This is a genomic window from Citrobacter sp. ANG330, assembly GCF_047467925.1.
GTDB lineage: Bacteria > Pseudomonadota > Gammaproteobacteria > Enterobacterales > Enterobacteriaceae > Citrobacter_A > Citrobacter_A amalonaticus_G.
Genome location: NZ_JASJUI010000005.1, coordinates 233283 through 259607, shown reverse-complemented (window position 1 = coordinate 259607; position 26325 = coordinate 233283). Strand labels below are relative to the sequence as shown.

The following is a 26325-nucleotide window of genomic DNA, read 5'->3' as shown; positions in this document are numbered from 1 at the left end:
AATCGTCTGGACAATCATTCCTTTTATTCCCCGTTTCGCTTATTCTAGCTGAAGCGTTTCAGTCGATTAAATGTTCGACAAATAATCAATCAGTCGCAGTTTGCGACAGGTAAGGTTTCCCTGAACGATGCGCTGGATTACTCTGTCAGCCACATCTGAATCGGGATAGCCTTGCAGGAGATCTATGACCGTACGCGTAGCGATTAATGGCTTCGGTCGCATCGGACGTAATGTGGTTCGTGCTTTATATGAATCTGGACGTCGGGCGGAAATCACCGTGGTGGCAATCAATGAACTGGCGGATGCTTCGGGCATGGCGCATTTGTTGAAATATGACACCAGCCATGGGCGTTTTGCATGGGATGTTCGCCAGGAGCGCGAACAACTTTATGTCGGCGACGACGCGATCCGCATTCTGCATGAGCCCGCGCTTGACGCGCTGCCCTGGCGCGAACTGGGCATTGATATCGTGCTGGATTGCACAGGGGTTTACGGTAATCGCGAACACGGCGAAGCGCATCTCGCCGCGGGAGCAAAGAAAGTGCTCTTTTCACATCCTGGCAGCAACGATCTCGACGCCACTGTGGTATTTGGCGTCAATCAGGACCAACTGCGCGCGGAACACCGCATCGTTTCCAATGCGTCCTGCACCACGAATTGTATCATTCCCATTATCAAATTATTGGATGATGCCTATGGCATAGAGTCCGGTACGGTGACGACAATTCACTCCGCGATGCACGATCAGCAGGTCATTGATGCGTATCACCCTGACCTGCGCCGTACACGTGCGGCGAGTCAGTCGATCATTCCGGTCGATACCAAACTGGCGGCGGGCATCACGCGTATTTTCCCGCAGTTTAACGATCGTTTTGAAGCCATTGCGGTGCGTGTACCCACGATAAACGTCACGGCAATCGACCTGAGCGTCACGGTGATGAAGCCGGTAAAAGCGAATGAAGTCAACCAGTTGCTGCAAAAAGCGGCACAAGGTGCATTTCATGATATAGTTGACTATACGGAATTACCGTTGGTCTCAGTAGATTTTAATCACGACCCGCACAGCGCCATCGTCGATGGCACTCAAACGCGAGTCAGTGGTGCGCACCTGATTAAGACCCTGGTCTGGTGTGACAATGAATGGGGCTTCGCGAACAGAATGCTCGACACCACGTTAGCGATGGCTGCAAAAGGTTTCAGGTAGGGCGCAAGGGCGTCTGCAAAACTTTATCAAGAATCAACGAGAGGATTCACCATGTCTGTAATCAAGATGACCGATTTGGATCTTGCTGGTAAACGTGTTTTTATCCGTGCGGATCTGAACGTACCAGTTAAAGAAGGGAAAGTGACCAGCGATGCGCGTATCCGTGCGTCTCTGCCAACCATCGAACTGGCCCTGAAACAAGGTGCTAAAGTGATGGTGACTTCTCACCTGGGTCGTCCTACCGAAGGCGAGTACAACGAAGAATTCTCTCTGCTGCCGGTTGTTAATTACCTGAAAGACAAACTGTCTAACCCGGTTCGCCTGGTGAAAGATTACCTCGACGGCGTTGAAGTCGCTGCGGGTGAACTGGTGGTTCTGGAAAACGTTCGCTTTAACAAAGGCGAGAAGAAAGACGACGAAGCGCTGTCCAAAAAATACGCTGCGCTGTGCGACGTGTTCGTAATGGACGCGTTTGGTACGGCTCACCGCGCGCAGGCTTCCACTCACGGTATCGGCAAATTCGCTGACGTCGCGTGTGCCGGTCCGCTGCTGGCCGCTGAACTGGATGCGCTGGGTAAAGCGCTGAAAGAGCCAGCTCGCCCGATGGTCGCTATCGTTGGCGGTTCTAAAGTTTCTACCAAACTGACCGTTCTGGATTCCCTGTCCAAAATCGCCGATCAGCTGATTGTTGGCGGCGGCATCGCGAACACCTTCGTTGCCGCTCAGGGCCACAATGTCGGTAAATCCCTGTACGAAGCCGATCTGGTTGACGAAGCCAAACGTCTGCTGACCACGTGCGATATCCCGGTTCCGACTGACGTTCGCGTCGCGACCGAGTTCTCTGAAAGCGCTGCCGCTACGCTGAAATCCGTCAACGACGTGAAAGAAGACGAGCAGATTCTGGATATCGGTGACGCTTCTGCACAGCAGCTGGCTGAAATCCTGAAGAATGCGAAAACCATTCTGTGGAACGGCCCGGTTGGCGTGTTTGAATTCCCGAACTTCCGTAAAGGGACTGAGATCGTGGCTAACGCGATTGCTGACAGCGACGCGTTCTCTATCGCAGGCGGCGGTGACACGCTGGCGGCGATCGACCTGTTCGGTATTGCTGACAAAATCTCCTACATCTCCACTGGCGGCGGTGCATTCCTCGAATTCGTGGAAGGTAAAGTTCTGCCTGCAGTAGCGATGCTCGAAGAGCGCGCTAAGAAGTAAGACATTCATGGGCAGGGAAACCTGCCCAATTTTCAGCGCGCTATAGTGGCACGCACCCCTTTCCAAGGCCGAAGATACAGGACTCGTAACATGTCTAAAATTTTTGATTTCGTAAAACCTGGCGTTATCACCGGTGATGACGTACAGAAAGTTTTCCAGGTAGCAAAAGAAAACAACTTCGCTCTGCCAGCAGTTAACTGCGTCGGTACCGACTCTATCAACGCCGTTCTGGAAACCGCTGCAAAAGTGAAAGCGCCGGTTATCGTTCAGTTCTCCAACGGTGGCGCTGCGTTTATCGCGGGTAAAGGCGTGAAAACTGATGTTCCTCAGGGTGCGGCAATCCTGGGCGCAATCTCTGGTGCGCATCACGTACATCAGATGGCTGAGCATTACGGTGTTCCGGTTATCCTGCACACTGACCACTGCGCGAAGAAACTGCTGCCGTGGATCGACGGTCTGTTGGACGCGGGTGAAAAACACTTCGCGGCGACCGGTAAACCGCTGTTCTCTTCTCACATGATCGACCTTTCTGAAGAGTCTCTGGAAGAGAACATCGAAATCTGCTCCAAATACCTGGCGCGCATGTCCAAAATGGGCATGACTCTGGAAATCGAACTGGGTTGCACCGGTGGTGAAGAAGATGGCGTGGACAACAGCCACATGGATGCTTCTGCCCTGTATACCCAGCCGGAAGACGTGGATTATGCCTACACCGAGCTGAGCAAAATCAGCCCGCGTTTCACTATCGCGGCTTCTTTCGGTAACGTACACGGCGTTTACAAGCCGGGTAACGTGGTTCTGACCCCGACCATCCTGCGTGACTCTCAGGACTATGTTTCTAAGAAACATAACCTGCCGCACAACAGCCTGAACTTCGTCTTCCACGGCGGTTCCGGTTCTACTGCTCAGGAAATCAAAGACTCTGTGAGCTACGGCGTCATCAAAATGAACATCGATACCGATACCCAATGGGCGACCTGGGAAGGTGTTCTGAAGTACTACAAAGATAACGAAGCGTATCTGCAGGGTCAGCTGGGCAACCCGAAAGGCGAAGATCAGCCGAACAAGAAATACTACGATCCGCGCGTATGGCTGCGTGCTGGCCAGACTTCTATGATCACGCGTCTGGAACAGGCTTTCAAAGAACTGAACGCGATCGACGTTCTGTAATATAGCCTGCTGATTGTAAAAATGGCTTCCTTCGGGAAGCCATTTTTTTTACTTGTTGAGACACATTTTATCCGGCAATAAGGCGTTATTGCGACACGCAGGTGCCTTTCTCACCCGTGAGTATCTGCGGTGCATCTTTCAGCGCGCCAATAAACGCCGAACGCCCGGTTTGCTTAACAAACTGGATCACTGCTGCCGCTTTTGGTCCCATTGCGCCATCCGGTGCCGCAAAAGGCGCCAACTCTTCGGTTGTCACATGGCGTAACGCACGCGCCTGCGGCGTCCCCCAGTGTTCATAGACGGCATCGGCATCGGTCAGGATCAGCAGATGATCGGCGTTGATGGCATTCGCCAACACCGCGGCTGTCAGATCTTTATCGATCACCGCTTCGGTTCCCTGGTATCCTTCGCCCTGTGCCACCACCGGAACGCCGCCGCCGCCACAGCAAATCACCGTGTGTCCCGCTTCCACCAGTATCCTGATGGCATCGCTGTCGAGAATGTTTTGCGGCATCGGTGAGGGAACGACCCGACGAATGTACTGCCCATCCGCCTTCATCGTCCAGCCATAGCGTTGCTCCAGTTCAGCTTGTTGATCCGGTTGATAGACAGGGCCAATGTACTTACCCGGAGCGGCAAACGCTTCATCCTGTGGGTCTACTTCGACCCGCGTCATCAGCGTGGTGACAGAGGAGTTGCCCACGTTTTGCGTCAGCGCCTGGGCGATAGCGGCACCGATCATACCCTGGCTCTCAGCCACCAGAATATCCAGCGGCCAGGCGGGAGATTCCGTGTAGGCCGCGTTCTGCAACGCCAGCAACCCGACCTGAGGCCCGTTTCCGTGAACAATCACCAGTTGATAATCGCGGGCCAGCGTCGCCACCCGTTGCGCAAAAACCTGAATGCTGCGCTGTTGGTTTTCCGCGCTCAGTATTTCTCCGCGCTGCAATAAAGCATTTCCACCCAGCGCAATGACCAGTTTCTTTTTCATTATGACCTCAATGTGCAAAATATCTCGTGGTCAAAATAACGTTCCTGGCTATTTATAATGTGACTTCTTCGACAGCTTATTGACTGATAAAAATAACGCGTTAATTCGGATTATTTTTAATTGCTTTGTTTAAATTATTTAAAAAATGATTGTTAGAGTTTTTTTAATAATGCTGCGGTCAGTTCCCAGGAATTTATAACAATGGATTTTGTGTGACTTTGCTCAAACGAAATGGCGTCGTGGCCCGATATGGTGAGCAGAGTTAAAACATCAAGCCTCATCAATCGTCAGATAACCTGAGGTGTTCAACGGTAAATATTACCGGGAGATTGCTTATGTCTGAATCATGTGAAGTGACTGAGGTCACGAAGAAAAAAGGAATACCGGCCTGGTGGGTGACCATTTTCCTGTTCTGGTTGGGATGGATTTTTATGTATGCCGACCGGACGGTATTGAACCCGGTAATGGGCGAGCTGGAGAAAGAGTTTGGCTTAAGTGGAACGCAATTAGGTATTCTTAATTCTGTGTTTTATTTTTCTTATGCATTACTACAGGTTCCGGCCGGAATACTGGGTGACAAAATCGGTAAGAAAAAAGTGCTGGTGCCAGGGTTTATTCTCTTTGGCGTATTCACGGCGGTTACCGGTTGGGCAAAAAGCTGGTACACGCTGCTGTTTGCCCGCGTGGTAACGGGCGCGGGAGAAGGGACCTATTACGGGCCTCAGTATGGGCTTTCTTCTGAGCAAATCCCTAAAAAATACCGCTCGCTGGGCAGTGCAATTATCAATAGCGGTATGGCCTTTGGTATTGCGCTCGGGCTGATGACATCAAGCTGGCTGGTATACGATCAGGGCCATTCATGGCGGATGCCGTTCTACGCGATGGCAGTTCCTTCGGTACTGGTGGGGATTGCGATCTGGCTGTTTGTGAAAGAAAAGAAACGTACCGTAGATACCGACGGTCAGCCGGTGAAAAAAGGCAAATTCAGCGATCTCCTGAAAAACCGCAACCTCGTTCTGACCTATATCATGGTGTTCTGCAGCCTGTTTGGATTCTTCGTTATTCTGACCTGGCTTCCCTATTATCTGCAAAATGAGCGGGGTATTGCCGGGAGTGAAACCGGGTTTATCTCTTCGCTGGTCGCCTGGATTTCAATCCCCGGCGCGCTGTTATTCTCCAGCCTGTCTGACAAATTAGGCAAACGCAAACCGTTAATTATGTTCCTTGTTCCGGTGGCGATCCTCAGCATGCTATCCATTGTCTGGATGCCAAATATGACCGGCGTGATTGTCGCTCTGTGTGTTTACGGTCTCGTCGGCAAACTGGCGCTGGATCCCGTGCTGGTTGCGCTGGTTGCTGATAGCGTCGATGAAAATAATTACAGCACCGCGTTTGGCTTATTTAATTTTATCGGCATGAGCTCTTCTATTCTTGCACCCATTATTGCCGGCGCGGCGCGCGATATTACAGGCAGCCTGGCATCCAGTTTTTATGTGTCAGCCATTCTGTTAGCTATTGGATTGGTTGCGATGCTGTTTTTGAAAGAAAAACGTACATAAGAGGTAGCGGTAATGATTTACGCCTTTATTAAAAAGGGAAGTTTTCAGGATTCCGTCAGCCTGATGATCATTTCCCGGAAATTAAGTGAGCGACCGGAAGTTGACCAGGTTTCCGTGATGATGGGCACGCCGGCGAATAAAGCAATGCTGGATTCTACCGGCTTCTGGCATGGTGATTTTGTCGAGGCCACACCGAACGATATTTGTGTGGCGGTACGAACGCATGACGAGCAACCGGAGATCCTCGAATTAATTCGTGAGCAACTGGAAAAAGAGTTGAGCGCGATTGCCAGCGCCTCGGGCAGTTCACAGCAACTGCTGAAGGCACGTCGCTGGGAGAGCGCGTGCCAGAAATTACCGCAGGCTAATCTGCTGCTGGTTTCGGTTGCCGGGGAATATGCGGCCTCCGTGGCAAAAGAGGGATTGCTGGCGGGTAAGAACGTGATGATGTTTTCCGATAACGTGCCGCTGGAGCAGGAAGTTGAGCTGAAAACGCTGGCTCGCGAAAAAGGGCTGATCGTGATGGGGCCGGACTGCGGGACGGCGATGATTGCCGGTAGCCCACTGGCGTTCGCGAACGTATTACCGGAAGGCGGCATTGGCGTGATAGGCGCATCCGGGACCGGTATTCAGGAGGTCACTTCGCAGATTGCGCTGCACCGACAGGGCATCAGCCATGCCATCGGTTTGGGGGGGCGCGATCTGAGTGCGGAAGTGGGAGGCATCAGTGCGTTAACGGCGCTGGAGATGCTGGCGGCTGATGATGCCACGCGGGTGATCACGTTTGTCTCTAAGCCGCCGTCGCCGCAGGTCAGAACCCGCATTATCAATGCGATGCAAAAGGTAGGTAAACCGGTGGTCGCGCTCTTTCTCGGTAATAAACCGGAACAGCGCCGTGAGGGGAATGTCTGGCTGGCGAATTCGCTCTCAGATGCCGCCCAACTGGCCGTGTTGCTGATGCGCGTGGCTCAGCAGCGCCTGATGCAACCCGAGGTGGCAGGAAAGGGGATTTATGGGCTGTATGCCGGCGGAACCCTTGCGGCGGAGGCAGCGATGTTGCTTTCAGCCGGACTGGATGTGCCGGTGAGCGAAAGCCACGCTGCTGGCGTCATGCTCGACGCGCAGGGACACCGCATTGTTGATCTGGGGGATGACAGCTACACGCTGGGCAGACCTCACCCGATGATCGATCCAACCACCCGCAGCATTGAAATCGAAAAGCTGGCCGCGATGCCTGACGTGGGGGTACTGCTGCTGGATGTGGTGCTGGGTTATGGCGCCTGTGCTGATCCCGCGGGCGCCGTTGTTGAAGCCGTCGAAAAGGTCCGCGCGACGCGCAGCGCGCCGTTGGTCACCATTGCGACCCTGACCGGAACCGACGCCGATCCACAGGGGCGCAGCGGACAAACGGACATCCTGCGTGACGCAGGTATCGCCGTAGTGGAAACCCTGGAAGAGGCGGTGTTGCTCGCCATCAGCCTGACACAGCATCAGGACTCCCGCCCATCAGTTGAACCTAACCCCTTGCTGGATGGCGTACAGGTGATCAATGCCGGGCTGCGCAGCTTCGCGCTGGATCTGCAAAGCAGCGGCACGCCGGTTGTGCATTATCAATGGGCGCCGATTGCCGGTGGCAATGCGCGTCTTGCCAGTTTACTCAAGCAGTTACATTAATTCAGAGGTACCGATATGTATTCATCAATTGCACAGGCCAATGACGCCATTATTGAACGCATTAAAGCCGCACGCCCGCACTGGGTGGCAGTCCGTCCTGCGAAGGAGGCGGTCGTTGAATTGTCCACCGGGCGTAAATTGCTGCACGCCGGTCCGCCGATTGCCTGGGAAGCGATGACGGGACCCATGCGCGGTGCCTGCATCGGCGCCTCGCTGTTTGAGGGTTGGGCTGCCAGTGAAGAAGAGGCCGTGACTCTCCTGAGCCAGGGCGAGGTGGAGTTTATCCCCTGTCACCATGTTGGTGCGGTCGGCCCGATGGGGGGGATCACCTCTGCAAACATGCCCGTGCTGGTGGTGCGAGACGTGGTGCACGGCAATCAATCCTGCTGCAACCTGAATGAAGGGATCGGCAAGGTCATGCGTTTCGGCGCTTATGGTGAGGATGTGCAGACACGGCTGCGCTGGATGCGCGATACGCTGGCACCGGTATTACAGGACGCTTTATCGCGCATGGAGAATGGCGTTGATCTGACGGCGATGATGGCCCAGGCGATTACGATGGGTGACGAATTCCATCAGCGTAATATCGCCGCCTCGTCGCTGCTGCTGCGCACACTGTCTCCTGTGATTGCGGGTCTGGACCGACCGAAAGCCGAAATCATTGAGGTGCTGCAATTCCTGAGCGTGACCGATCAGTTCTTCCTTAACCTGGCGATGGCCTACAGCAAAGCGGTGATGGATGCGGCGGCGGTGATAAAAGCCGGTTCGGTGGTGACGGCAATGACGCGCAACGGGCGTGAGTTCGGGATCCGCGTCAGCGGCACCGGCGACCGTTGGTTTACTGCACCGGTGAATACGCCGCAGGGCCTGTTCTTTACCGGCTACAGCCAGGCGGATGCCAACCCGGACATCGGTGATAGCGCCATTACTGAAACGCTGGGTATCGGTGGCGCAGCAATGATTGCCGCCCCTGGCGTGACGCGTTTCGTTGGCGCGGGTGGTATGGGAGCTGCGCTGGAAACCTCCGAAGAGATGGCGGAAATCTACCTCGCTAACAACCCTTTGTTCCAGATCCCGTCCTGGGATTTCAAAGGTGCATGTCTGGGGCTGGATATCCGTCGCGTCGTGGAAACGGGAATTACGCCACTCATCAATACCGGTATCGCTCACCGCGAAGCAGGGATTGGCCAGGTGGGGGCGGGCACCGTTCGCGCACCGCTGCTGTGTTTTGAAAAAGCGCTGGAAGCGCTGGCGGAAGAGCATCACATCACGGCGTAACCACTATACCCGGTGGCGCTGACGCTTATCGGCCTACGGGGCGGTGTCACTCGTAGGCCGATACGGTGAAGCGCCATCCGGCATTTCGGAGCAACCTATGTTCATTCTCAATGCTCTGGCCTGCACCGGGCTTTATCGACTTCCTGATGGTGAATGGACGCTGCACAGTCGCTTTTCGCAGGCGATCAATTTCAGCCATGCCAACGGCGAATTACTGACGTTATACCGCTACGGCAAAGGGTTGGGGCCGACCGGCGTGCTGTTGAGCCGTACTCAGTTTTCTTGCCTGACTGCGGTTTCGCAACTGTACAAAACCGGGAGTCTGCTGAGCGGGCAGGGGCTCACCCTTCGCCCTCAGCGGTCGCTCAGATTGCAACTAAATCCCATCGCCATCGCGCCTCTTGACCTGTCTTCTTGTAGTCAGCAAACCGGCCTGGGGAGCTTACTCAATCAACCACTGACTACCCTGGACTGTTATCAGGATATTATTGCCGGCCTGGAACGCTGGAAGAGTGGCGTCGCGCCAGACTGGCGCTGGCTTATCGGTCGAGGACCCGGACTCACGCCCAGCGGTGATGATATGCTGACCGGAATGCTGGCGGTCTTTATCGCGGTCGGGATGCCGGTTCAGCTTTTTTTACCCCCGGCGGATCAACTCGCACGGCTGACAACATCGGTAAGCTGTAGCTATCTTAATAGCGCCAGAGTTGGTGAATTTTCAACGCCGGTGTTGGGCGTGATGCGAAGCCTGCAAAGTGGGCGTGACGCAGGTCGTGCGCTTCGTCGGTTGCTCACGGTGGGACACACTTCTGGCGCCGACACCGTGCTGGGGATTGCGCTGGCGCAACGCTGGTTACAGAAGGCTGACTCAAGGGGAATGCATGCTCGATCAGGAAACAATACGCACATTTATTCGGGTAGCTGAGACGGAGAGCTTTTCCCGTGCCGCCAGTTCGCTGCATAAAACGCCTGCGGCAATCAGCTACCGCATAAAAACGCTGGAGGAGCAGGTGGGGACGCAGCTTTTTTTACGGACCACACGTTCCGTCAGTCTGACGCTGGCGGGACAGCATCTGCTCGAACATTGCCGCCAGTGGCTCAACTGGCTGGACGCCATGCCCGATGAGTTACAGCAGATCAATGCGGGCGTTGAGCGTCAGGTCAATATTGTCATCAACAATTTGCTCTATCAGCCGCAGACGACCGCCGATTTACTGACGTGGCTGCATCAACAATTTCCCTTCACCCGCTTCCAGATCTCCCGTCAGGTCTATATGGGCGTGTGGGATTCGCTGCTGTATGACGACTATCAGCTGGCGATTGGCGTGACGGGCTCTGAATCGCTGTCAAATAACATTTCGCTACTGCCGCTGGGCGACATTAGCTGGCAGTTTGTGGTGGCGCAGAATCACCCGTTAGCCAGCCATCCGGCGGCTGTGTTAACGGATGACATGCTGCGTCGCTATCCCGCCATCAATATTGAAGATACGTCGCGCACGCTTACCCGCCGTGTGGCCTGGCTGTTGAGTGGGCAAAAGGAGATAAAGGTTCCGGATCTCAGCACCAAGCTGGCCTGTCATTTAAGCGGCCTGGGCGTCGGTTTTTTACCAGAACGGCTGTGTCGTCCTTACGTCGAGTCGGGCGCACTGGTGGCCCGTTCGGTGGTGAACCCGCGTCAGCCGTCACCACTCTCTATCGCCTGGAAAAATGCCGGAAGCGGGAAAGTGGTCAGCGAAATGGCAGAAATCTTTAAGCAAAAGAATGCGCTGGTGAGCGGATTTTTGCGGATGGTGGATCGTCCCGCTGAGCAGAAAAAAAACGTGTGATCCTGAATTGAACATAACGAAAATGGCATATTCACCCATTATTGTTTACCTTTAACGGGGTGTTTTCGTGAGATTGATCTCATTTGCTCTGATTAGTTATGACCAAGGAACATGTAATGGAAGATTTGAATGTTGTCGACAGCATCAACGGCGCGGGGACCTGGCTGGTCCGCAATCAGGCGTTGCTGCTGAGCTATGCCGTCAACATCGTGGCGGCAGTGGCCATTATTATTGTCGGGATGATTGTGGCGCGTCTGGTGTCGAATACCGTTAACCGCCTGATGGTCGCGCGTCATATCGATGCGACGGTAGCAGATTTTCTCTCGGCGCTGGTGCGCTACGGGATTATCGCCTTCACGCTGATTGCCGCGTTGGGTAGAGTCGGGGTACAGACGGCGTCGGTGATTGCGGTGCTCGGTGCCGCCGGTTTAGCGGTCGGTCTGGCATTGCAGGGGTCGTTATCTAACCTTGCCGCAGGCGTTCTGCTGGTCATGTTCCGTCCGTTCCGCGCCGGTGAGTATGCGGATCTGGGCGGCGTTGCCGGGACGGTGCTGAATGTGCAGATTTTTTCCACCACCATGCGCACTGTCGACGGTAAAATTGTGGTGATCCCGAACGGTAAAATTATCGCCGGCAATATCATTAACTTTTCCCGCGAACCCGTGCGCCGTAATGAATTTATTATCAGCGTCGCCTACGACTCTGACATTGATAAGGTGAAACAGATCCTCACCGGGATTATCGAGTCAGACGATCGCATTCTGAAAGATCGCGAAATGACGGTGCGTTTGAATGAGCTGGGCGCGTCATCAATTAACTTTGTGGTGCGCGTCTGGAGTAACAGCGGCGATCTGCAAAACGTGTACTGGGACGTGCTGGAACGGATTAAGCGTGAGTTTGATGCCGCCGGTATTAGCTTCCCGTATCCGCAGATGGATGTAAATTTCAAACGCGTGAAAGAAAGCGCGGCAGAGTAATAGTGTGCCGGATGCGCATTGCGACATCCGGCATAACTCCCTCAGCATTAATTTCCCTAATCCACGATTAATATTATCCATTTCCGCTAATAATCTTCCCGAGCTATAGTCTGCGCTATAGAGACAACGCTCAGGATAATTACCGTGATATCGTATTATTTTCAAGGCCTTGCACTTGGTGCAGCCATGATACTTCCGCTCGGCCCACAGAATGCTTTTGTCATGAATCAGGGAATACGCCGCCAGTATCACATCATGATTGCGCTATTGTGCGCCATCAGCGATCTACTGCTGATTTGCGCCGGTATTTTTGGCGGCAGCGCCTTGCTAATGCAGTCGCCGTGGCTGTTGGCGCTGGTCACCTGGGGCGGGGTAGCTTTTTTGCTGTGGTACGGCTTTGGCGCCTTAAAGACGGCGATGAGCAGCAATCTGGAACTGGCCAGCGCGGAAGTGATGAAGCAGGGGCGCTGGAAGATTATCGCCACCATGCTGGCGGTGACATGGCTGAATCCGCACGTCTATCTGGATACATTCGTGGTGCTGGGGAGTCTGGGTGGACAACTGGACGTGGAACCTAAGCGCTGGTTCGCGCTTGGCACCGTCAGCGCGTCTTTCTTGTGGTTTTTCGGCCTGGCGTTACTGGCGGCGTGGCTCGCGCCGCGACTGCGTACCGCAAAAGCGCAACGGATCATTAATACGCTGGTGGGGTTGGTGATGTGGTTTATTGCTTTTCAACTGGCAAAAGAAGGCGTTGCGCATGTTCACGCCTTGTTCAACTAAGCGATGTCTGATGGACAACACACTATTTCGCGCTAAGCTTGCCTGCATGCGCCCTGAAATTCAGGGCAACTCACGTAACAAGGAGGAGCGACAGTGAAGTTCAAAGTGATGGCCCTGGCGGCATTAATGGGATTCAGTGCGATGTCGGTGCAGGCAGGCGAATTGCCTGACGGCCCACATATTGTCACTTCCGGGACGGCCAGCGTGGACGCCGCGCCGGATATCGCTACGCTGGCCATTGAGGTCAATGTGGCGGCAAAGGATGCGGCGACGGCCAAGAAACAGGCCGATGAGCGCGTGGCGCAATACCTTTCCTTCCTTGAACAAAATCAGATCGCGAAGAAAGATATCAGTTCTGCCAATCTGCGTACCCAACCGGATTACGATTATCAGAACGGCAAAAGCATTCTGAAAGGGTATCGAGCGGTGCGTACTGTCGAAGTGACGCTTCGCCAGTTAGATAAACTCAATCCGTTGCTGGACGGTGCGTTGAAAGCGGGGCTGAACGAAATTCGTTCTGTGTCGTTGGGTGTGGCGCAGCCGGATGCGTACAAAGATAAAGCGCGCAAAGCGGCGATTGATGATGCGATTCATCAGGCGCAGGAACTGGCGGCTGGTTTTAACAGCAAGCTGGGCCCGGTTTACAGCGTGCGCTACCATGTCTCGAACTATCAACCCACTCCGATGGTGCGGATGATGAAAGCGGATGCAGCACCGGTTTCGGCTCAGGAAACGTACGAGCAGGCGGCAATTCAGTTTGACGATCAGGTCGATGTGGTCTTCCAGCTGGAACCTGCGGGGAGTCAGCAGCCTGCGGCAACCACCACCGCGAAATAACCTTCTGTGCCGGATGACGCTGCGCTTATCCGGCCTACAAAACAGGCCGGATGAGGCGTTTACGCCGCCATCCGGCCATCTCTTATCGATTACTTCGAGATACGTTTGTACTTGATACGCTTTGGCTCCAGCGCGTCAGCGCCCAGCGTGCGTTTCTTGTACTCTTCGTATTCGGTGAAGTTACCTTCGAAGAACTCCACTTTCCCTTCATCCTGGTAGTCCAGAATGTGGGTGGCGATACGGTCAAGGAACCAACGGTCGTGCGAGATAACCATTGCGCAACCCGGGAACTCCAGCAGGGCGTTTTCCAACGCGCGCAGGGTTTCGATATCCAGGTCGTTGGTCGGTTCATCGAGCAGCAGCATGTTGCCGCCAACCTGCAACAGCTTCGCCAGATGCAGACGACCACGCTCACCGCCGGACAGTTCGCCCACGCGTTTACCCTGATCAACACCCTTGAAGTTAAAGCGGCCAACATAGGCGCGACTTGGCATTTCGGTGTTGCCGATCTTCATGATATCCAGCCCGCCGGACACTTCTTCCCATACGGTTTTGCTGTTATCCATGGCGTCACGGAACTGGTCCACGGACGCCAGCTTAACGGTTTCACCGAGCGTAATGGTGCCGCTGTCTGGCTGTTCCTGACCGGACATCATACGGAACAGGGTAGATTTACCTGCGCCGTTTGGACCGATGATGCCGACGATGGCGCCTTTCGGTACGGAGAAGCTCAAATCGTCAATCAGCACGCGGTCACCGTAGGATTTACGCAGGTGGCTGACTTCAACGACTTTATCGCCCAGACGTGGTCCAGGTGGAATAAACAGTTCGTTGGTTTCGTTACGTTTCTGGTATTCAGTGCTGTTTAGCTCTTCAAAGCGTGCCAGACGGGCTTTGCCCTTAGACTGACGGCCTTTCGCGCCCTGACGCACCCACTCCAGCTCTTTCTCGATAGACTTGCGACGCGCTGCTTCCTGAGAGGCTTCCTGCGCCAGACGCTGATCTTTCTGCTCCAGCCAGGAGGAGTAGTTACCTTCCCACGGAATACCTTCGCCACGGTCCAGTTCCAGAATCCAGCCTGCCACGTTGTCGAGGAAGTAACGGTCGTGGGTGATCGCCACCACGGTACCTTCGAAGTCGTGCAGGAAGCGTTCCAGCCAGGCCACGGATTCCGCATCCAGGTGGTTAGTCGGTTCGTCGAGCAGCAGCATGTCTGGTTTTTCCAGCAGCAGACGGCATAGCGCTACGCGGCGGCGTTCACCCCCGGAAAGCGTCGCGATTTTCGCGTCCCAGTCTGGCAGACGCAGGGCATCAGCCGCGCGCTCGAGTTGCACGTTCAGGTTATGACCGTCGTGCGCCTGAATGATCTCTTCAAACTTGCCCTGTTGCGCAGCCAGTTTATCGAAGTCAGCATCTGGTTCAGCGTACTTCGCGTACACCTCATCCAGACCTTTCAGTGCGTTGACCACTTCCGCCACCGCTTCTTCGACAGATTCGCGAACGGTGTGCTCAGGATTGAGCTGAGGTTCCTGCGGCAGATAGCCAATTTTGATGCCAGGCTGCGGACGGGCTTCACCTTCGATATCTTTATCGATGCCCGCCATGATGCGCAGCAGCGTTGACTTACCGGCACCGTTCAGGCCCAGTACGCCGATTTTTGCGCCAGGGAAGAAACTCAGAGAGATGTTTTTAAGAATATGACGTTTCGGCGGTACGACTTTGCCGACACGATGCATGGTATAAACGAATTGGGCCACGTTGGACTCGCCTCTGTATTTATTGAATAAGTGTTTTCAAAGGCGAAGTGTAGCCGTTTTCCCCTCTCAATCCCAGCCAGCAGATCTCACTCGCAGTAAAAGTAAAAAAGTGTCCGCGACGTGGCGTAAATGCCAATGACTGGTTAGCATGAAATCATTAGGCGGCATGAAGCTGCAACGACGTATCATATTTAGAGGAAGAGCTTGTGGACAAAGCCCAACGATTTACCTGGCGTCTCATTGTCGCCGGTGTGTGCCTGCTGACGTTAAGTCAGGCTGCGCGAGCCGATTCACTGGATGAACAGCGTAACCGTTACGCACAAATTAAGCAGGCCTGGGATAATCGACAAATGGATGTCGTCGAACAGATGATGCCGGGCCTGAAGAATTATCCCCTGTATCCCTATCTGGAATATCGGCAGATCACTGACGATTTAATGAATCAGCCGACCGTTACAGTGACCAACTTTGTCCGTGCTAACCCAACCCTGCCGCCAGCGCGTACGCTGGAATCGCGTTTCGTTAACGAACTGGCGCGGCGTGAAGACTGGCGCGGATTATTAGCGTTTAGCCCGGAGAAGCCGAGAACCACCGAGGCGCAGTGCAATTACTATTACGCGAAGTGGAATACCGGGCAAACAGAAGAAGCCTGGCAGGGGGCGAAAGAGCTGTGGTTGACCGGTAAAAGCCAACCCAATGCCTGTGACAAACTGTTCAGCGTCTGGCGCGCGTCTGGCACTCAGGATCCGCTCGCTTATCTGGAGCGCATTCGCCTGGCAATGAAAGCGGGAAATAACGGACTGGTGACGGTACTGGCCGGGCAGATGCCGGCGGAGTACCAGACTATCGCGTCAGCGATTATCTCGCTGGCGAACGATCCGAACAGCGTCATGACCTTTGCGCGAACCACCGGTGCGACCGATTTCACCCGTCAGATGGCCGCTGTGGCCTTTGCCAGCGTCGCTCGTCAGGATGCGGAAAACGCGCGTCTGATGATCCCCTCTCTGGTGCAGGCGCAGCAGTTGAATGAGGATCAAACCCAGGAACTGCGCGATATCGTCGCCTGGCGATTAATGGGCAACGACGTCACCGACGAGCAGGCGAAATGGCGAGACGACGCAATTATGCGCTCGCAGTCCACGACGCTGGTGGAGCGTCGGGTGCGGATGGCGCTCGGGACCGGCGATCGCCGTGGCCTGAATACCTGGCTGGCGCGTCTGCCGATGGAAGCGAAAGAGAAGGACGAATGGCGCTACTGGCAGGCGGATCTGTTGCTGGAGCGAGGACGTGAAGCAGAAGCAAAAGAGATCCTGCATGCGCTTATGCAACAGCGCGGTTTCTACCCGATGGCGGCGGCGCAGCGTCTGGGAGAAGAATACGTCCTGAAAATTGATAAGGCGCCCGATAATGTGAATAACGCGTTAACTCAGGGACCCGAAATGGCCCGCGTTCGCGAACTGATGTACTGGAATCTGGATAACACCGCCCGCAGCGAATGGGCAAACCTGGTCACCAGTCGCACGAAGACCGAGCAGGCGCAGCTGGCGCGTTATGCCTTCAATAATCAGTGGTGGGATCTGAGCGTGCAGGCGACGATCGCCGGTAAACTCTGGGATCATCTGGAGGAGCGCTTCCCGCTGGCGTATCAGGATCTCTTTACCCGCTATACCCGTGGCAAAGACATTCCGCAAAGCTATGCGATGGCGATCGCGCGTCAGGAGAGCGCCTGGAACCCGAAGGTGAAATCGCCGGTCGGCGCCAGCGGGCTGATGCAGATTATGCCTGGCACCGCGACGCATACGGTGAAGATGTTTTCGATTCCGGGCTACAGCAGCCAGAGCCAGTTGCTGGATCCGGAAACCAATATCAACATTGGCACCAGCTATCTTCAGTACGTCTATCAGCAGTTCGGAAATAATCGGATCTTCTCATCAGCAGCCTACAACGCCGGACCGGGGCGCGTGCGCACCTGGCTTGGCAACAGCGCCGGAAGGATTGACGCCGTGGCGTTTGTCGAGAGTATTCCTTTCTCGGAAACACGCGGTTATGTGAAGAATGTGCTGGCTTACGACGCTTACTATCGCTATTTCATGGGGCAGAAAGACACCCTGATGAGCGATTCTGAGTGGCAGAGACGTTATTAATCCGGTGGGTTATGTTATGATTTGTACTCGTGTGTGAGTACAACAGGGTGACATAACATGACCCAGCATTCCCCTTATTCATCGGCGATGGCCGAACAACGTAATCAGGAGTGGCTTCGTTTTGTGGAGTTGCTCCGCCAGTCTTACGCAGAGGATCTGCACTTACCGCTGTTGCAGTTGATGCTGACCCCGGATGAGCGCGAAGCGTTGGGGACGCGTGTACGCATTATCGAAGAGTTATTACGTGGCGAAATGAGCCAGCGCGAGCTTAAAAACGAGCTGGGCGCGGGGATTGCGACGATCACTCGCGGCTCTAATAGCCTGAAATCTGCCCCTGTTGAACTGCGTCAGTGGCTGGAAACCGTATTGTTGAAAAACGCCTGAAAAGTGTTTTCGTAGGCCTGATAAGCGTAGCGCCATCAGGCTTGCAACCGCCCCATCGCCGGATGACGACTTCGTCTTATCCGGCCTGGGACATTAACGATAAATCGCGTTGTGAAATGGGCTAAGCGCCAGAATCACCGCCTGGTGATACACGCTGGCGCGCGTCAGTTTCCCGGCGGTAAACACGCCAATCGCCCCTTCTTTTTGGCCAATCTTATCAATGCCCGTGAAGTGTGACATCACCGGGCCAAGCGCTTCGCCCTCGCGCACTTTTTCGAGGATCACGGCAGGCAGCGGCAGCGTTGCTGAACGTGCTTCACCACGCTGAGTGGCATTTTCGACCACCACCCAACTGAAGGTCGCGTCTTCATCAATACCCGCTTCGATAGCCACCCAGAAGTCGGCATCGGGTCGTGCACGACGGGCATTTTCGACCCGATTCCGTGCGCCAGCACGCGTTTCAGGACTTCCGAAGGGTTGTTCCGGCACGCCACTCTCGACGTCCACAGACTCAATATGGCAGGATCCTTCACCGAAAATCTCGTTAAATGCCTGCAGAATTGCCTGAATTTTGGCGGGATTGGTGGTTGCTGAGACAACATGGTACATAATTAAGCTCGATTTTATAAAAACTCTTCGCAGTATACGGAAAAATAGCATGTTACAGGTATACCTTGTTCGCCACGGTGAAACGCAGTGGAACGCCGAGCGACGCATTCAAGGCCAGTCCGACAGTCCGCTGACCGCTAAAGGTGAGCAACAAGCAATGCAGGTTGGTGAACGCGCGAAAAACCTCGGCATCACCCACGTCATCAGTAGCGATCTGGGACGCACCCGCCGCACCGCTGAAATCATCGCCCAGGCTTGCGGTTGCGATATTACTTTAGATGCTCGCCTGCGCGAACTGCATATGGGGGTGCTGGAAAAACGCCATATCGATACGTTAACGGAAGAAGAAGAGAACTGGCGTCGCCAGTTAGTCAACGGCACCGTTGATGGACGTATTCCACAAGGAGAGTCGATGCAGGAACTGAGCGATCGCGTACATGGTGCGCTCGCTGCGTGTCTGGAATTGCCGCAGGGGAGTCGCCCGCTGTTGGTCAGCCACGGTATCGCGCTGGGCTGTCTGGTCAGTACGATTCTGGGTCTTCCCGCGTATGCTGAACGCCGTTTACGCCTGCGTAACTGCTCGATTTCGCGGGTGGATTATCAGGAAAGCCTGTGGCTGGCGCCGGGATGGGTAGTGGAAACGGCAGGGGACATTTCGCATCTGGATGCCCCTGCACTGGATGAGTTACAGCGTTAACGGCGAACCGGAATCAGGAATTCGCAGCGCAAGTTGATTGGGCGGTCACCGGCTTTTGCATCTTCAGCCGGATAGTACCGCTCGATATCCTGTCCTTTGCGGCGCGTCAGGTTCAGCATTGGCATGCAGGTACCATAAACCGTCAGGATGAACTCCTGAACGCCTGTTCCCAGCCCCTCGTAAGTAAACATCACATACTCACCACCCTGTAACACCACCGGGTGGGCCGATTGCACGTAGCCGTTGGCCTGCTCCTGAGGTAGCGCAGTGGTGTAGAATACTTCCTGTTCGTCATCTTTTTCCAGACTGGGCCGCGTTTCGTTCAGCCCATACAGTACGGGGGGGATCGCCGGAGCATGCGCAAGGAAATGCTGCCAGAACTGCACGCGCATTTCGTGGCGGAAATCGGAAATTTGCTCCAGCGAACACGAGTAACTCTGGGTGACGCCCAACAGTTGCGTCTCTTCAAGGGTGACAAACTTGTGCTCAGGCAGGGCAAACTCGCCCAGACGCAAAGGCGGGCGAATACCAAACGCGCTCCATTCCGGCGAACGACGATACAGTGCAGGTGTCTGGGAGAACTGTTTTTTAAAGGCGCGGGTGAATGTTTGTTGAGAGTCGAAGCGGTACTGCAGGGCAATATCCAGAATCGGGCGGGCCGTCAGGCGAAGCGCAACAGCGGATTTCGATAAGCGGCGTGCGCGGATATATGCGCCAATCGCATGGCCCGTCACGTCCTTAAACATTCTCTGCAGGTGCCACTTGGAATAACCCGCTTTTGCCGCCACATTGTCAAGCGACAGCGGCTGATCCAGATGACCTTCCAGCCAGATTAATAGGTCGCGAATAATGCCGGCCTGATCCATAAAATATCCTCATCCTTTCAACTACAAACACCTGACATCAGATTATTGGATAATAGCATTTTTTGCTGTTTTAGCATTCAGTGTTTTTTTTGCGCATTAATGCTTTTTTTCACCTCGATAAAACGTGATTATTGTAATCCTGTGATCTGTAAACAGTTTCTTTTACAATGACGAATTATTGCGCGGCGTAATTTTAAAGAATGGTAACAATATGAAATACAAGAATTTAGTCCTTTCTACTTTGTTGTTAATGCTGGCACCGCTGGCGTCCGCCGAGCAGATCGGTTCCGTCGATACGGTGTTTAAAATCTTTGGACCGGATCATAAAATCGTCGTGGAGGCGTTTGACGATCCCGATGTCAAAAACGTGACCTGTTACGTCAGCCGTGCCAAAACCGGTGGCATTAAAGGCGGTCTGGGACTGGCCGAAGACACCTCCGATGCCGCCATCTCCTGCCAGCAGGTGGGGCCCGTAGAACTGAGCGACAGAATTAAGAACGGCAAAGCGCAGGGCGAAGTGGTCTTTAAGAAACGCACTTCGCTGGTCTTCAAATCCTTACAGGTCGTGCGTTTCTATGATGCCAAACGCAACGCGTTGGCTTATCTGGCCTATTCCGACAAGGTTGTCGACGGATCGCCGAAAAATGCCATTAGCGCGGTACCTATCATGCCGTGGCGCGAATAACAGGGAAGCACTATGCAGCAGGTGTCGGTCTGGCTGGTGGAAGATGAGCAGGGTATCGCGGATACCCTGATTTATATGCTCCAGCAGGAAGGGTTCAGCGTGGAAGCCTTTGAGCGCGGACTGCCCGCGCTGGACAAAGCGCGTCATCAGTGTCCGGATGTGGCGATTCTCGATGTCGGGTTGCCGGATATCAGCGGCTTTGAACTGTGTCGGCGGTTGCTGGCGCATCATCCGGCATTGCCGATCCTCTTTCTGACGGCGCGCAGTGACGAGGTGGATCGCCTGCTGGGGCTGGAAATCGGTGCTGACGATTACGTCGCCAAACCGTTTTCTCCTCGGGAAGTTTGCGCCAGAGTCCGCACGCTACTACGCCGGGTGAAGAAGTTTTCCACGCCCTCGCCGATCGTCAAAACCGGCCATTTTGAGCTGAATGAACCGGCGGCTGAAGTGGCCTGGTTTGGGACGCCCCTGTCACTCACGCGCTATGAGTTTTTGCTGCTGAAAACGCTGCTGCTATCACCAGGACGCGTCTATTCCCGCCAGCAACTGATGGATATCGTCTGGGCTGATGCGCAGGATACTTATGATCGTACGGTCGATACGCACATCAAAACGCTACGTGCCAAACTGCGCGCTATCAACCCGACGCTCTCACCAATCAACACGCATCGTGGGATGGGCTACAGTCTGAGGAGTCTCTGATGCGCATTGGCATGCGTTTGCTGTTGGGCTATTTCCTGATTGTCGCTGTTGCTGCGTGGTTTGTTCTCTCCATTTTTGTGCAGGAAATTAAACCTGGCGTACGGCGTGCAACGGAAGGGACGCTGATCGATACCGCCACGCTGCTGGCGGCGCTGGCACGTGACGATCTGCTCTCCGGTAACCCGGCGCATGGCCAACTGGCGCAGGCGTTTACGCAACTGCATAACCGTCCTTTTCGCGCCAACATCAGCGGAATTAATAAAGTCCGCAACGAATACCATGTCTACATGACGGACGCGCAGGGCAAAGTGGTGTTTGATTCCGTCAATAAAGCGGTCGGGCAGGATTACTCCCGCTGGAACGATGTCTGGCTAACGCTGCGTGGGCAGTATGGCGCGCGCAGCACGCCGCTGGATCCTGCCGATGCGGAAAGCTCGGTCATGTACGTTGCCGCGCCGATTGTCGACGACGGAAAGATCATCGGCGTGCTCAGCGTAGGGAAACCCAATGCGGCGATGGCGCCGGTGATTAAACGCAGCGAGCGGCGAATCCTCTGGGCCAGCGCGATTCTGCTTGGCATTGCGCTGGTGATTGGCGCCGGGATGGTCTGGTGGATTAACCGCTCGATTGCCCGCCTGACGCGCTATGCGGATTCCGTGACCGACAACCAGCCGATGCCGCTGCCAGAACTGGGCAGCAGTGAGTTACGCAAGCTGGCGCAGGCGCTAGAGAGCATGCGTCTGAAGCTGGAAGGCAAGAATTACATCGAACAGTACGTGTATGCACTGACTCACGAGCTAAAGAGTCCGCTGGCGGCCATTCGCGGCGCGGCGGAAATCCTGCGGGAAAATCCGCCTGCGGACATTGTTAAACGCTTTACCGACAATATTCTCAGCCAAAACGCGCGCATGCAGATGCTGGTGGAAACCCTGCTGCGTCAGGCGCGGCTGGAGAACCGTCAGGATATTGCCCTCTCCGCGGTTGTGGTCGATGAACTGTTTGCGCAAATCAGCGACGCGCGCGCCATTCAACTGGCGACGAAGGCGATATCGCTGGAGATTGTCCCCTCAGCGTTATCCGTCTCAGCGGAACCGGCGTTGCTCGGGCAGGCGCTGGGCAATCTGCTGGACAATGCCATTGATTTTACTCCGGCAGGTGGAACGATCACCCTCAGCGCGCAGGCGCATGCAGATAAGGTGACATTGACGGTGGCCGATACTGGCACCGGCATTCCCGATTTCGCCCTGGCACGTATCTTCGAGCGCTTTTACTCCTTGCCGCGTGAGAATGGCCTCAAAAGCAGCGGCCTGGGGCTGGCGTTCGTCCGCGAAGTGGCGCGCCTGCTGAAGGGGAGTGTGGAATTACGCAACCGGCCAGAAGGGGGCGTCGAGGCCATCCTCACACTTCACCGTCACTTCACATAACTTCAAATTCGCCCCACATAGCGTGCGTACTCTGACGATATTGCATAAGGAGAACGCTATGTTGAAATCCCCCCTGTTCTGGAAAATCGTCACCCTGGGTGGCGCGATTGTGCTGCTGTTGATACCACTTATGATGGTCCGGCAGATTATTGTGGAACGTGCTGATTATCGTGATGTGGTAGAGGATGCCATTCGGCAGAGTACCAGCGGACCGCAAAAAGTGGTCGGCCCGCTCATTGCCGTACCCGTGACCGAGTTATACACCGTGCTGGAAAACGAGAAAGAGGTGCAGCACACACGCAGTTTTATCCGCTTCTGGCTGCCGGAGTCGCTGATGGTGGAGGGTAACCAGAACGTCGAACCGCGAAAAGTGGGTATCTACGAGGGGCAGGTCTGGCATACCGATGTCACGCTGAAAGCGCAGTTTGATGTCTCCCGATTGAGCGAACTGAACCGGCCCAACGTAACCCTTGGGAAACCGTTTATCGTGGTTGGCGTGGGCGATGCGCGTGGCATTGGTGTAGTAAAACCACCGAAGGTGAACGGGATGGCGCTCACCGTCGAGCCGGGAACAGGGTTAACGGGACGTGGGGAGGGGCTTCACATTCCGCTTCCGGATGCGCAATGGGCGATGCGCGATCTTAACCTGACGATGTCGCTCAATTTGAGCGGGACCGGCGCTTTCTCGGTAGTTCCGCTGGGGCGTAGTAGCCAAATGATGCTCACCAGTAACTGGCCGCATCCTAATTTCCTCGGTGATTTTCTACCGGATAAGCGCGAAATCAGCGTGTCAGGGTTTCAGGCACAATGGCAAAGCAGTTGGTTTGCCACCAACCTGGGCGATCGGTTTGCCGATGCGCAAAAAGACGGGTGGTATAACCTGCCGTCGTTTAGCGTTGCGGTTGCCACTCCTGCCGATCAGTATCAACTGACGGATAGGGCGACAAAATATGCCATTCTGCTGATTACACTGACATTTATGGCTTTCTTTGTGTTCGAAACGTTGACGGGAAAAAAACTACACCCGATGCAGTATCTGTTGGTGGGGTTGTCGCTGGTGATGTTTTATCTGCTGCTGTTGGCGCTTTCAGAACATATTGGTTTCACCCTGGCATGGATTGTCGCAAGCCTGGTAGGAGCATTAATGAACGGGGTGTATCTCCAGGCCGTGTTGCAGGGCTGGCGCAGTAGTGTGGTCTTTACCCTGGCATTGCTGGCGCTGGATGGTGTGATGTGGGTTTTGCTACGTTCGCAAGACAGCTCGCTGCTACTGGGGACGAGCGTACTGTTGCTGGCGCTGGGCAGTGTGATGTTCCTGACGCGGCATCTGGACTGGTATGCGTTTTCACGTACGAAACCGACACCCACAGCGGCAGAGGACGATACGCTACGCATATGGAAGTAAATTTAGTGAAAAATGGATAAGAAAAACGGCGCATTGAGCGCCGTTTTTATGACGGTGGTAACCCGATTAATCCTGCAGATCGCCACAGAAACGGTAACCTTCACCGTGAATCGTGGCGATGATTTCCGGCGTGTCCGGCGTTGATTCGAAATGTTTACGAATACGACGGATAGTCACGTCAACGGTGCGGTCATGTGGCTTCAGCTCACGGCCGGTCATTTTCTTCAGCAGCTCAGCACGAGACTGGATCTTGCCCGGATTCTCGCAGAAGTGAAGCATGGCACGGAACTCGCTGCGCGGCAGTTTGTACTGTTCGCCATCAGGCCCAATCAGAGAGCGGCTGTTGATGTCCAGTTCCCAACCGTTGAACTTGTAGCTTTCAACGCTACGGCGTTCTTCGCTGACGGTACCCAGGTTCATGGTACGAGACAGCAGGTTGCGGGCACGGATAGTCAGTTCGCGCGGGTTAAACGGCTTGGTGATGTAATCGTCTGCACCGATTTCGAGGCCGAGGATTTTATCGACTTCGTTATCGCGACCAGTCAGGAACATCAGCGCAACGTTAGCCTGCTCGCGCAGTTCACGCGCCAGCAGAAGACCGTTTTTACCTGGCAAGTTGATATCCATGATCACCAGGTTGATGTCATATTCAGAGAGGATTTGATGCATTTCCGCGCCATCAGTCGCTTCGAATACATCATAGCCTTCCGCTTCGAAAATACTTTTTAACGTGTTGCGTGTTACCAACTCGTCTTCAACGATAAGAATGTGCGGGGTCTGCATGTTTGCTACCTAAATTGCCAACTAAATCGAAACAGGAAGTACAAAAGTCCCTGACCTGCCTGATGCATGTCGCAAATTAACATGATCGGCGTAACATGACTAAAGTACGTAATTGCGTTCTTGATGCACTTTCCATCAACGTCAACAACATCATTAGCTTGGTCGTGGGTAGTTTCCCTCTGGACCCGACAGTGTCAAAAACGGCTGTCATCCTAACCATTTTAACAGCAACATAACAGGCTAAGACGTACCGGACACCCAATAAAACTACGCTTCGTTGACATATATCAAGTTCAATTGTAGCACGTTAACAGTTTGATGAAATCATCGTATCTAAATGCTAGCTTTCATCACAAAATTGCAATAATCCAACTAGTTGCACAGGATAACTAATTAACACGGCGAATCCTATAAATGAGATTCATTTTAAATCAAATTACCGCTGATAAACAGGAGGATATGCTGTTTCTGTTAACATAAAAAACGTTAGTAAAGTAAGGAAATAGTTTAGCGTTAATTACCAATGGTGAAACACTTTTTCAGACTTTTTCGTTAAAAATTTGTAAATTCGCTCCGCGTAATATCTTGACACATGTCACACAATTGACTGCGGACAGGCATGAAGAGAAGAAAAATGCGCATTAGTATTATCCTTGTCGCTCCCGCCAGAGCGGAAAATATCGGTGCCGCGGCTCGCGCGATGAAAACTATGGGGTTTACGCAGTTGCGTATCGTCGACAGCCAGGCGCATCTTGAACCCGCTACGCGCTGGGTGGCGCATGGCTCCAGCGATATTATTGATAATATTGCCGTTTTCCCGACCCTTGCGGATGCGCTTGTCGATGTAGATTTTACCATCGCCACCACGGCGCGTAGCCGGGCAAAATTCCACTATTACGCGACGCCAGCGGAGCTGGTTCCGCTGCTGACAGAAAAATCGACCTGGATGAATCACGCCGCGCTGGTTTTTGGTCGTGAAGATTCAGGGCTCACCAATGACGAACTGGCGCTGGCGGATATTCTGACCGGCGTGCCAATGGTTGCAGATTATCCTTCCTTGAATCTGGGGCAGGCGGTGATGGTCTACTGCTATCAATTAGCAAATTTAATGCAACAACCTGCTAAAGAAGTCGATTCATCTGATGAATTTCAATTACAGGCATTACGATCACGAATAATGACGTTACTGACCACACTGGAGGTCGCGGATGACGTCAAACTGGTCGACTGGCTGCAACAGCGTTTAGGACGATTAGGGCAGCGGGACACGGCAATGTTGCACCGTTTGGTTCATGATATTGAAAAAAATGTCACAAAATAATAGTTTGACAATTTCCTGTTTTTTAGTGATAGATGCT

At 54.1% G+C, this 26325-nt stretch carries 25 protein-coding genes; 20 read left to right on the top strand and 5 right to left on the bottom strand.

Going from position 1 to position 26325, the window contains the following annotated elements; all coding sequences use genetic code 11:
* Positions 1-184 precede the first annotated feature (184 nt).
* From epd to fbaA, 3 genes are all read left to right on the top strand, one after another.
* The gene (gene epd, locus QNN88_RS13935) at positions 185-1204 is read left to right on the top strand and encodes an erythrose-4-phosphate dehydrogenase (protein ID WP_414240743.1); all 1020 of its coding nucleotides are present in this window, start codon (positions 185-187) and stop codon (positions 1202-1204) included.
* Between the two features lie 51 nt (positions 1205-1255).
* On the top strand, positions 1256-2419 hold the full coding sequence (gene pgk / locus QNN88_RS13930; protein WP_042324055.1) for a phosphoglycerate kinase: 1164 nt from the start codon (positions 1256-1258) through the stop codon (positions 2417-2419).
* A gap of 90 nt (positions 2420-2509) precedes the next feature.
* Positions 2510-3589, top strand: a complete 1080-nt coding sequence (fbaA, locus tag QNN88_RS13925) for a class II fructose-bisphosphate aldolase (RefSeq protein WP_414240742.1) — start codon at positions 2510-2512, stop codon at positions 3587-3589.
* An 85-nt stretch (positions 3590-3674) separates the two neighbouring features.
* On the opposite strand, the gene QNN88_RS13920 is transcribed toward fbaA, so the two are convergent.
* Positions 3675-4580, bottom strand: a complete 906-nt coding sequence (locus tag QNN88_RS13920; protein ID WP_414240741.1) for a carbamate kinase — start codon at positions 4578-4580, stop codon at positions 3675-3677.
* 335 nt (positions 4581-4915) lie between these two features.
* Between QNN88_RS13920 and QNN88_RS13915 the strand changes: the two genes are divergently transcribed.
* From QNN88_RS13915 to QNN88_RS13880, 8 genes are all read left to right on the top strand, one after another.
* The gene (locus QNN88_RS13915; RefSeq protein WP_414240740.1) at positions 4916-6139 is read left to right on the top strand and encodes an MFS transporter; all 1224 of its coding nucleotides are present in this window, start codon (positions 4916-4918) and stop codon (positions 6137-6139) included.
* A 12-nt stretch (positions 6140-6151) separates the two neighbouring features.
* Complete coding sequence (locus QNN88_RS13910; protein WP_414240739.1) at positions 6152-7813, top strand: acyl-CoA synthetase FdrA; 1662 nt, start codon at positions 6152-6154, stop codon at positions 7811-7813.
* Between the two features lie 15 nt (positions 7814-7828).
* Positions 7829-9091, top strand: a complete 1263-nt coding sequence (locus tag QNN88_RS13905) for a DUF1116 domain-containing protein (protein ID WP_414240738.1) — start codon at positions 7829-7831, stop codon at positions 9089-9091.
* Between the two features lie 97 nt (positions 9092-9188).
* Positions 9189-10016: a DUF2877 domain-containing protein gene (locus QNN88_RS13900; protein WP_414240737.1), complete on the top strand. Its 828-nt coding sequence runs from the start codon at positions 9189-9191 to the stop codon at positions 10014-10016.
* The gene (allS, locus tag QNN88_RS13895) at positions 9973-10917 is read left to right on the top strand and encodes an HTH-type transcriptional activator AllS (protein ID WP_414240736.1); all 945 of its coding nucleotides are present in this window, start codon (positions 9973-9975) and stop codon (positions 10915-10917) included. The genes QNN88_RS13900 and allS overlap by 44 nt, the downstream gene beginning before the upstream one ends.
* Positions 10918-11033: 116 nt before the next feature.
* Complete coding sequence (locus QNN88_RS13890; protein WP_414240735.1) at positions 11034-11894, top strand: small-conductance mechanosensitive channel MscS; 861 nt, start codon at positions 11034-11036, stop codon at positions 11892-11894.
* A gap of 144 nt (positions 11895-12038) precedes the next feature.
* A complete protein-coding gene (gene argO, locus QNN88_RS13885; RefSeq protein WP_043001725.1) occupies positions 12039-12674 on the top strand; it encodes an arginine exporter ArgO in 636 nt (211 codons plus the stop codon).
* Between the two features lie 93 nt (positions 12675-12767).
* Complete coding sequence (locus tag QNN88_RS13880) at positions 12768-13511, top strand: oxidative stress defense protein (protein ID WP_414240734.1); 744 nt, start codon at positions 12768-12770, stop codon at positions 13509-13511.
* Between the two features lie 89 nt (positions 13512-13600).
* Here the strand turns inward: QNN88_RS13880 and ettA are convergent, their stop codons facing one another.
* Positions 13601-15268 carry an energy-dependent translational throttle protein EttA gene (gene ettA / locus QNN88_RS13875; protein ID WP_414240733.1) on the bottom strand — a complete coding sequence of 556 codons (1668 nt, stop codon included), beginning with the start codon at positions 15266-15268 and terminating at the stop codon, positions 13601-13603.
* 206 nt (positions 15269-15474) lie between these two features.
* On the opposite strand from ettA, the gene sltY reads away from it, so the two are divergent.
* Both sltY and trpR read left to right on the top strand, forming a co-directional pair.
* Entirely contained in the window at positions 15475-17412 is a 1938-nt protein-coding gene (gene sltY / locus QNN88_RS13870) for a murein transglycosylase (RefSeq protein WP_414240732.1), read from the top strand.
* A 57-nt stretch (positions 17413-17469) separates the two neighbouring features.
* Entirely contained in the window at positions 17470-17796 is a 327-nt protein-coding gene (trpR, locus tag QNN88_RS13865; protein WP_414240731.1) for a trp operon repressor, read from the top strand.
* Between the two features lie 93 nt (positions 17797-17889).
* Here trpR and yjjX read toward each other — a convergent pair whose 3' ends face one another.
* Positions 17890-18405: an inosine/xanthosine triphosphatase gene (gene yjjX / locus QNN88_RS13860; RefSeq protein ID WP_414240730.1), complete on the bottom strand. Its 516-nt coding sequence runs from the start codon at positions 18403-18405 to the stop codon at positions 17890-17892.
* Between the two features lie 49 nt (positions 18406-18454).
* On the opposite strand from yjjX, the gene gpmB reads away from it, so the two are divergent.
* The gene (gene gpmB, locus QNN88_RS13855; protein ID WP_414240729.1) at positions 18455-19102 is read left to right on the top strand and encodes a 2,3-diphosphoglycerate-dependent phosphoglycerate mutase GpmB; all 648 of its coding nucleotides are present in this window, start codon (positions 18455-18457) and stop codon (positions 19100-19102) included.
* Here gpmB and robA read toward each other — a convergent pair.
* Complete coding sequence (robA, locus tag QNN88_RS13850; RefSeq protein WP_414240728.1) at positions 19099-19968, bottom strand: MDR efflux pump AcrAB transcriptional activator RobA; 870 nt, start codon at positions 19966-19968, stop codon at positions 19099-19101. The two genes, gpmB and robA, sit on opposite strands and share 4 nt — an antisense overlap.
* A gap of 211 nt (positions 19969-20179) precedes the next feature.
* Here robA and creA point away from each other — a divergent pair, with 211 nt between their 5' ends.
* Genes creA through creD form a run of 4 tightly spaced genes read left to right on the top strand, consistent with a single transcriptional unit; the run spans position 20180 to position 24184 of the window.
* Positions 20180-20653 carry a protein CreA gene (gene creA, locus QNN88_RS13845; protein ID WP_414240727.1) on the top strand — a complete coding sequence of 158 codons (474 nt, stop codon included), beginning with the start codon at positions 20180-20182 and terminating at the stop codon, positions 20651-20653.
* 12 nt (positions 20654-20665) lie between these two features.
* Positions 20666-21355 (top strand): two-component system response regulator CreB, encoded by a 690-nt coding sequence (gene creB / locus QNN88_RS13840; protein WP_414240726.1) that lies wholly within the window; start codon positions 20666-20668, stop codon positions 21353-21355.
* Positions 21355-22779 carry a two-component system sensor histidine kinase CreC gene (gene creC, locus QNN88_RS13835; protein WP_414240725.1) on the top strand — a complete coding sequence of 475 codons (1425 nt, stop codon included), beginning with the start codon at positions 21355-21357 and terminating at the stop codon, positions 22777-22779. The genes creB and creC overlap by 1 nt, the downstream gene beginning before the upstream one ends.
* A gap of 58 nt (positions 22780-22837) precedes the next feature.
* Positions 22838-24184, top strand: a complete 1347-nt coding sequence (creD, locus tag QNN88_RS13830; protein ID WP_414240724.1) for a cell envelope integrity protein CreD — start codon at positions 22838-22840, stop codon at positions 24182-24184.
* A 66-nt stretch (positions 24185-24250) separates the two neighbouring features.
* Here creD and arcA read toward each other — a convergent pair whose 3' ends face one another.
* Entirely contained in the window at positions 24251-24967 is a 717-nt protein-coding gene (arcA, locus tag QNN88_RS13825; RefSeq protein ID WP_001194359.1) for a two-component system response regulator ArcA, read from the bottom strand.
* 95 nt (positions 24968-25062) lie between these two features.
* On the opposite strand from arcA, the gene yjjY reads away from it, so the two are divergent.
* Positions 25063-25203, top strand: coding sequence for a protein YjjY (yjjY, locus tag QNN88_RS13820; protein WP_042998021.1), 141 nt, complete (start codon positions 25063-25065; stop codon positions 25201-25203).
* A 398-nt stretch (positions 25204-25601) separates the two neighbouring features.
* Positions 25602-26288 carry a tRNA/rRNA methyltransferase gene (locus tag QNN88_RS13815; protein WP_414240723.1) on the top strand — a complete coding sequence of 229 codons (687 nt, stop codon included), beginning with the start codon at positions 25602-25604 and terminating at the stop codon, positions 26286-26288.
* Positions 26289-26325 lie beyond the last annotated feature (37 nt).

Excerpts from the sequence above, each read along its gene's own strand:
- QNN88_RS13815 (WP_414240723.1), top strand. The coding sequence starts at position 25,602 with ATGCGCATTAGTATTATCCTTGTCGCTCCCGCCAGAGCGGAAAATATC.
- creC (WP_414240725.1), top strand. The coding sequence starts at position 21,355 with ATGCGCATTGGCATGCGTTTGCTGTTGGGCTATTTCCTGATTGTCGCT.
- creD (WP_414240724.1), top strand. The coding sequence starts at position 22,838 with ATGTTGAAATCCCCCCTGTTCTGGAAAATCGTCACCCTGGGTGGCGCG.
- gpmB (WP_414240729.1), top strand. The coding sequence starts at position 18,455 with ATGTTACAGGTATACCTTGTTCGCCACGGTGAAACGCAGTGGAACGCC.
- yjjY (WP_042998021.1), top strand. The coding sequence starts at position 25,063 with ATGACTAAAGTACGTAATTGCGTTCTTGATGCACTTTCCATCAACGTC.
- QNN88_RS13915 (WP_414240740.1), top strand. The coding sequence starts at position 4,916 with ATGTCTGAATCATGTGAAGTGACTGAGGTCACGAAGAAAAAAGGAATA.
- allS (WP_414240736.1), top strand. The coding sequence starts at position 9,973 with ATGCTCGATCAGGAAACAATACGCACATTTATTCGGGTAGCTGAGACG.
- creA (WP_414240727.1), top strand. The coding sequence starts at position 20,180 with ATGAAATACAAGAATTTAGTCCTTTCTACTTTGTTGTTAATGCTGGCA.
- QNN88_RS13910 (WP_414240739.1), top strand. The coding sequence starts at position 6,152 with ATGATTTACGCCTTTATTAAAAAGGGAAGTTTTCAGGATTCCGTCAGC.
- creB (WP_414240726.1), top strand. The coding sequence starts at position 20,666 with ATGCAGCAGGTGTCGGTCTGGCTGGTGGAAGATGAGCAGGGTATCGCG.
- QNN88_RS13920 (WP_414240741.1), bottom strand. The coding sequence starts at position 4,580 with ATGAAAAAGAAACTGGTCATTGCGCTGGGTGGAAATGCTTTATTGCAG.
- yjjX (WP_414240730.1), bottom strand. The coding sequence starts at position 18,405 with ATGTACCATGTTGTCTCAGCAACCACCAATCCCGCCAAAATTCAGGCA.
- pgk (WP_042324055.1), top strand. The coding sequence starts at position 1,256 with ATGTCTGTAATCAAGATGACCGATTTGGATCTTGCTGGTAAACGTGTT.
- QNN88_RS13905 (WP_414240738.1), top strand. The coding sequence starts at position 7,829 with ATGTATTCATCAATTGCACAGGCCAATGACGCCATTATTGAACGCATT.
- trpR (WP_414240731.1), top strand. The coding sequence starts at position 17,470 with ATGACCCAGCATTCCCCTTATTCATCGGCGATGGCCGAACAACGTAAT.
- QNN88_RS13900 (WP_414240737.1), top strand. The coding sequence starts at position 9,189 with ATGTTCATTCTCAATGCTCTGGCCTGCACCGGGCTTTATCGACTTCCT.
- robA (WP_414240728.1), bottom strand. The coding sequence starts at position 19,968 with ATGGATCAGGCCGGCATTATTCGCGACCTATTAATCTGGCTGGAAGGT.
- epd (WP_414240743.1), top strand. The coding sequence starts at position 185 with ATGACCGTACGCGTAGCGATTAATGGCTTCGGTCGCATCGGACGTAAT.
- arcA (WP_001194359.1), bottom strand. The coding sequence starts at position 24,967 with ATGCAGACCCCGCACATTCTTATCGTTGAAGACGAGTTGGTAACACGC.
- QNN88_RS13890 (WP_414240735.1), top strand. The coding sequence starts at position 11,034 with ATGGAAGATTTGAATGTTGTCGACAGCATCAACGGCGCGGGGACCTGG.
- fbaA (WP_414240742.1), top strand. The coding sequence starts at position 2,510 with ATGTCTAAAATTTTTGATTTCGTAAAACCTGGCGTTATCACCGGTGAT.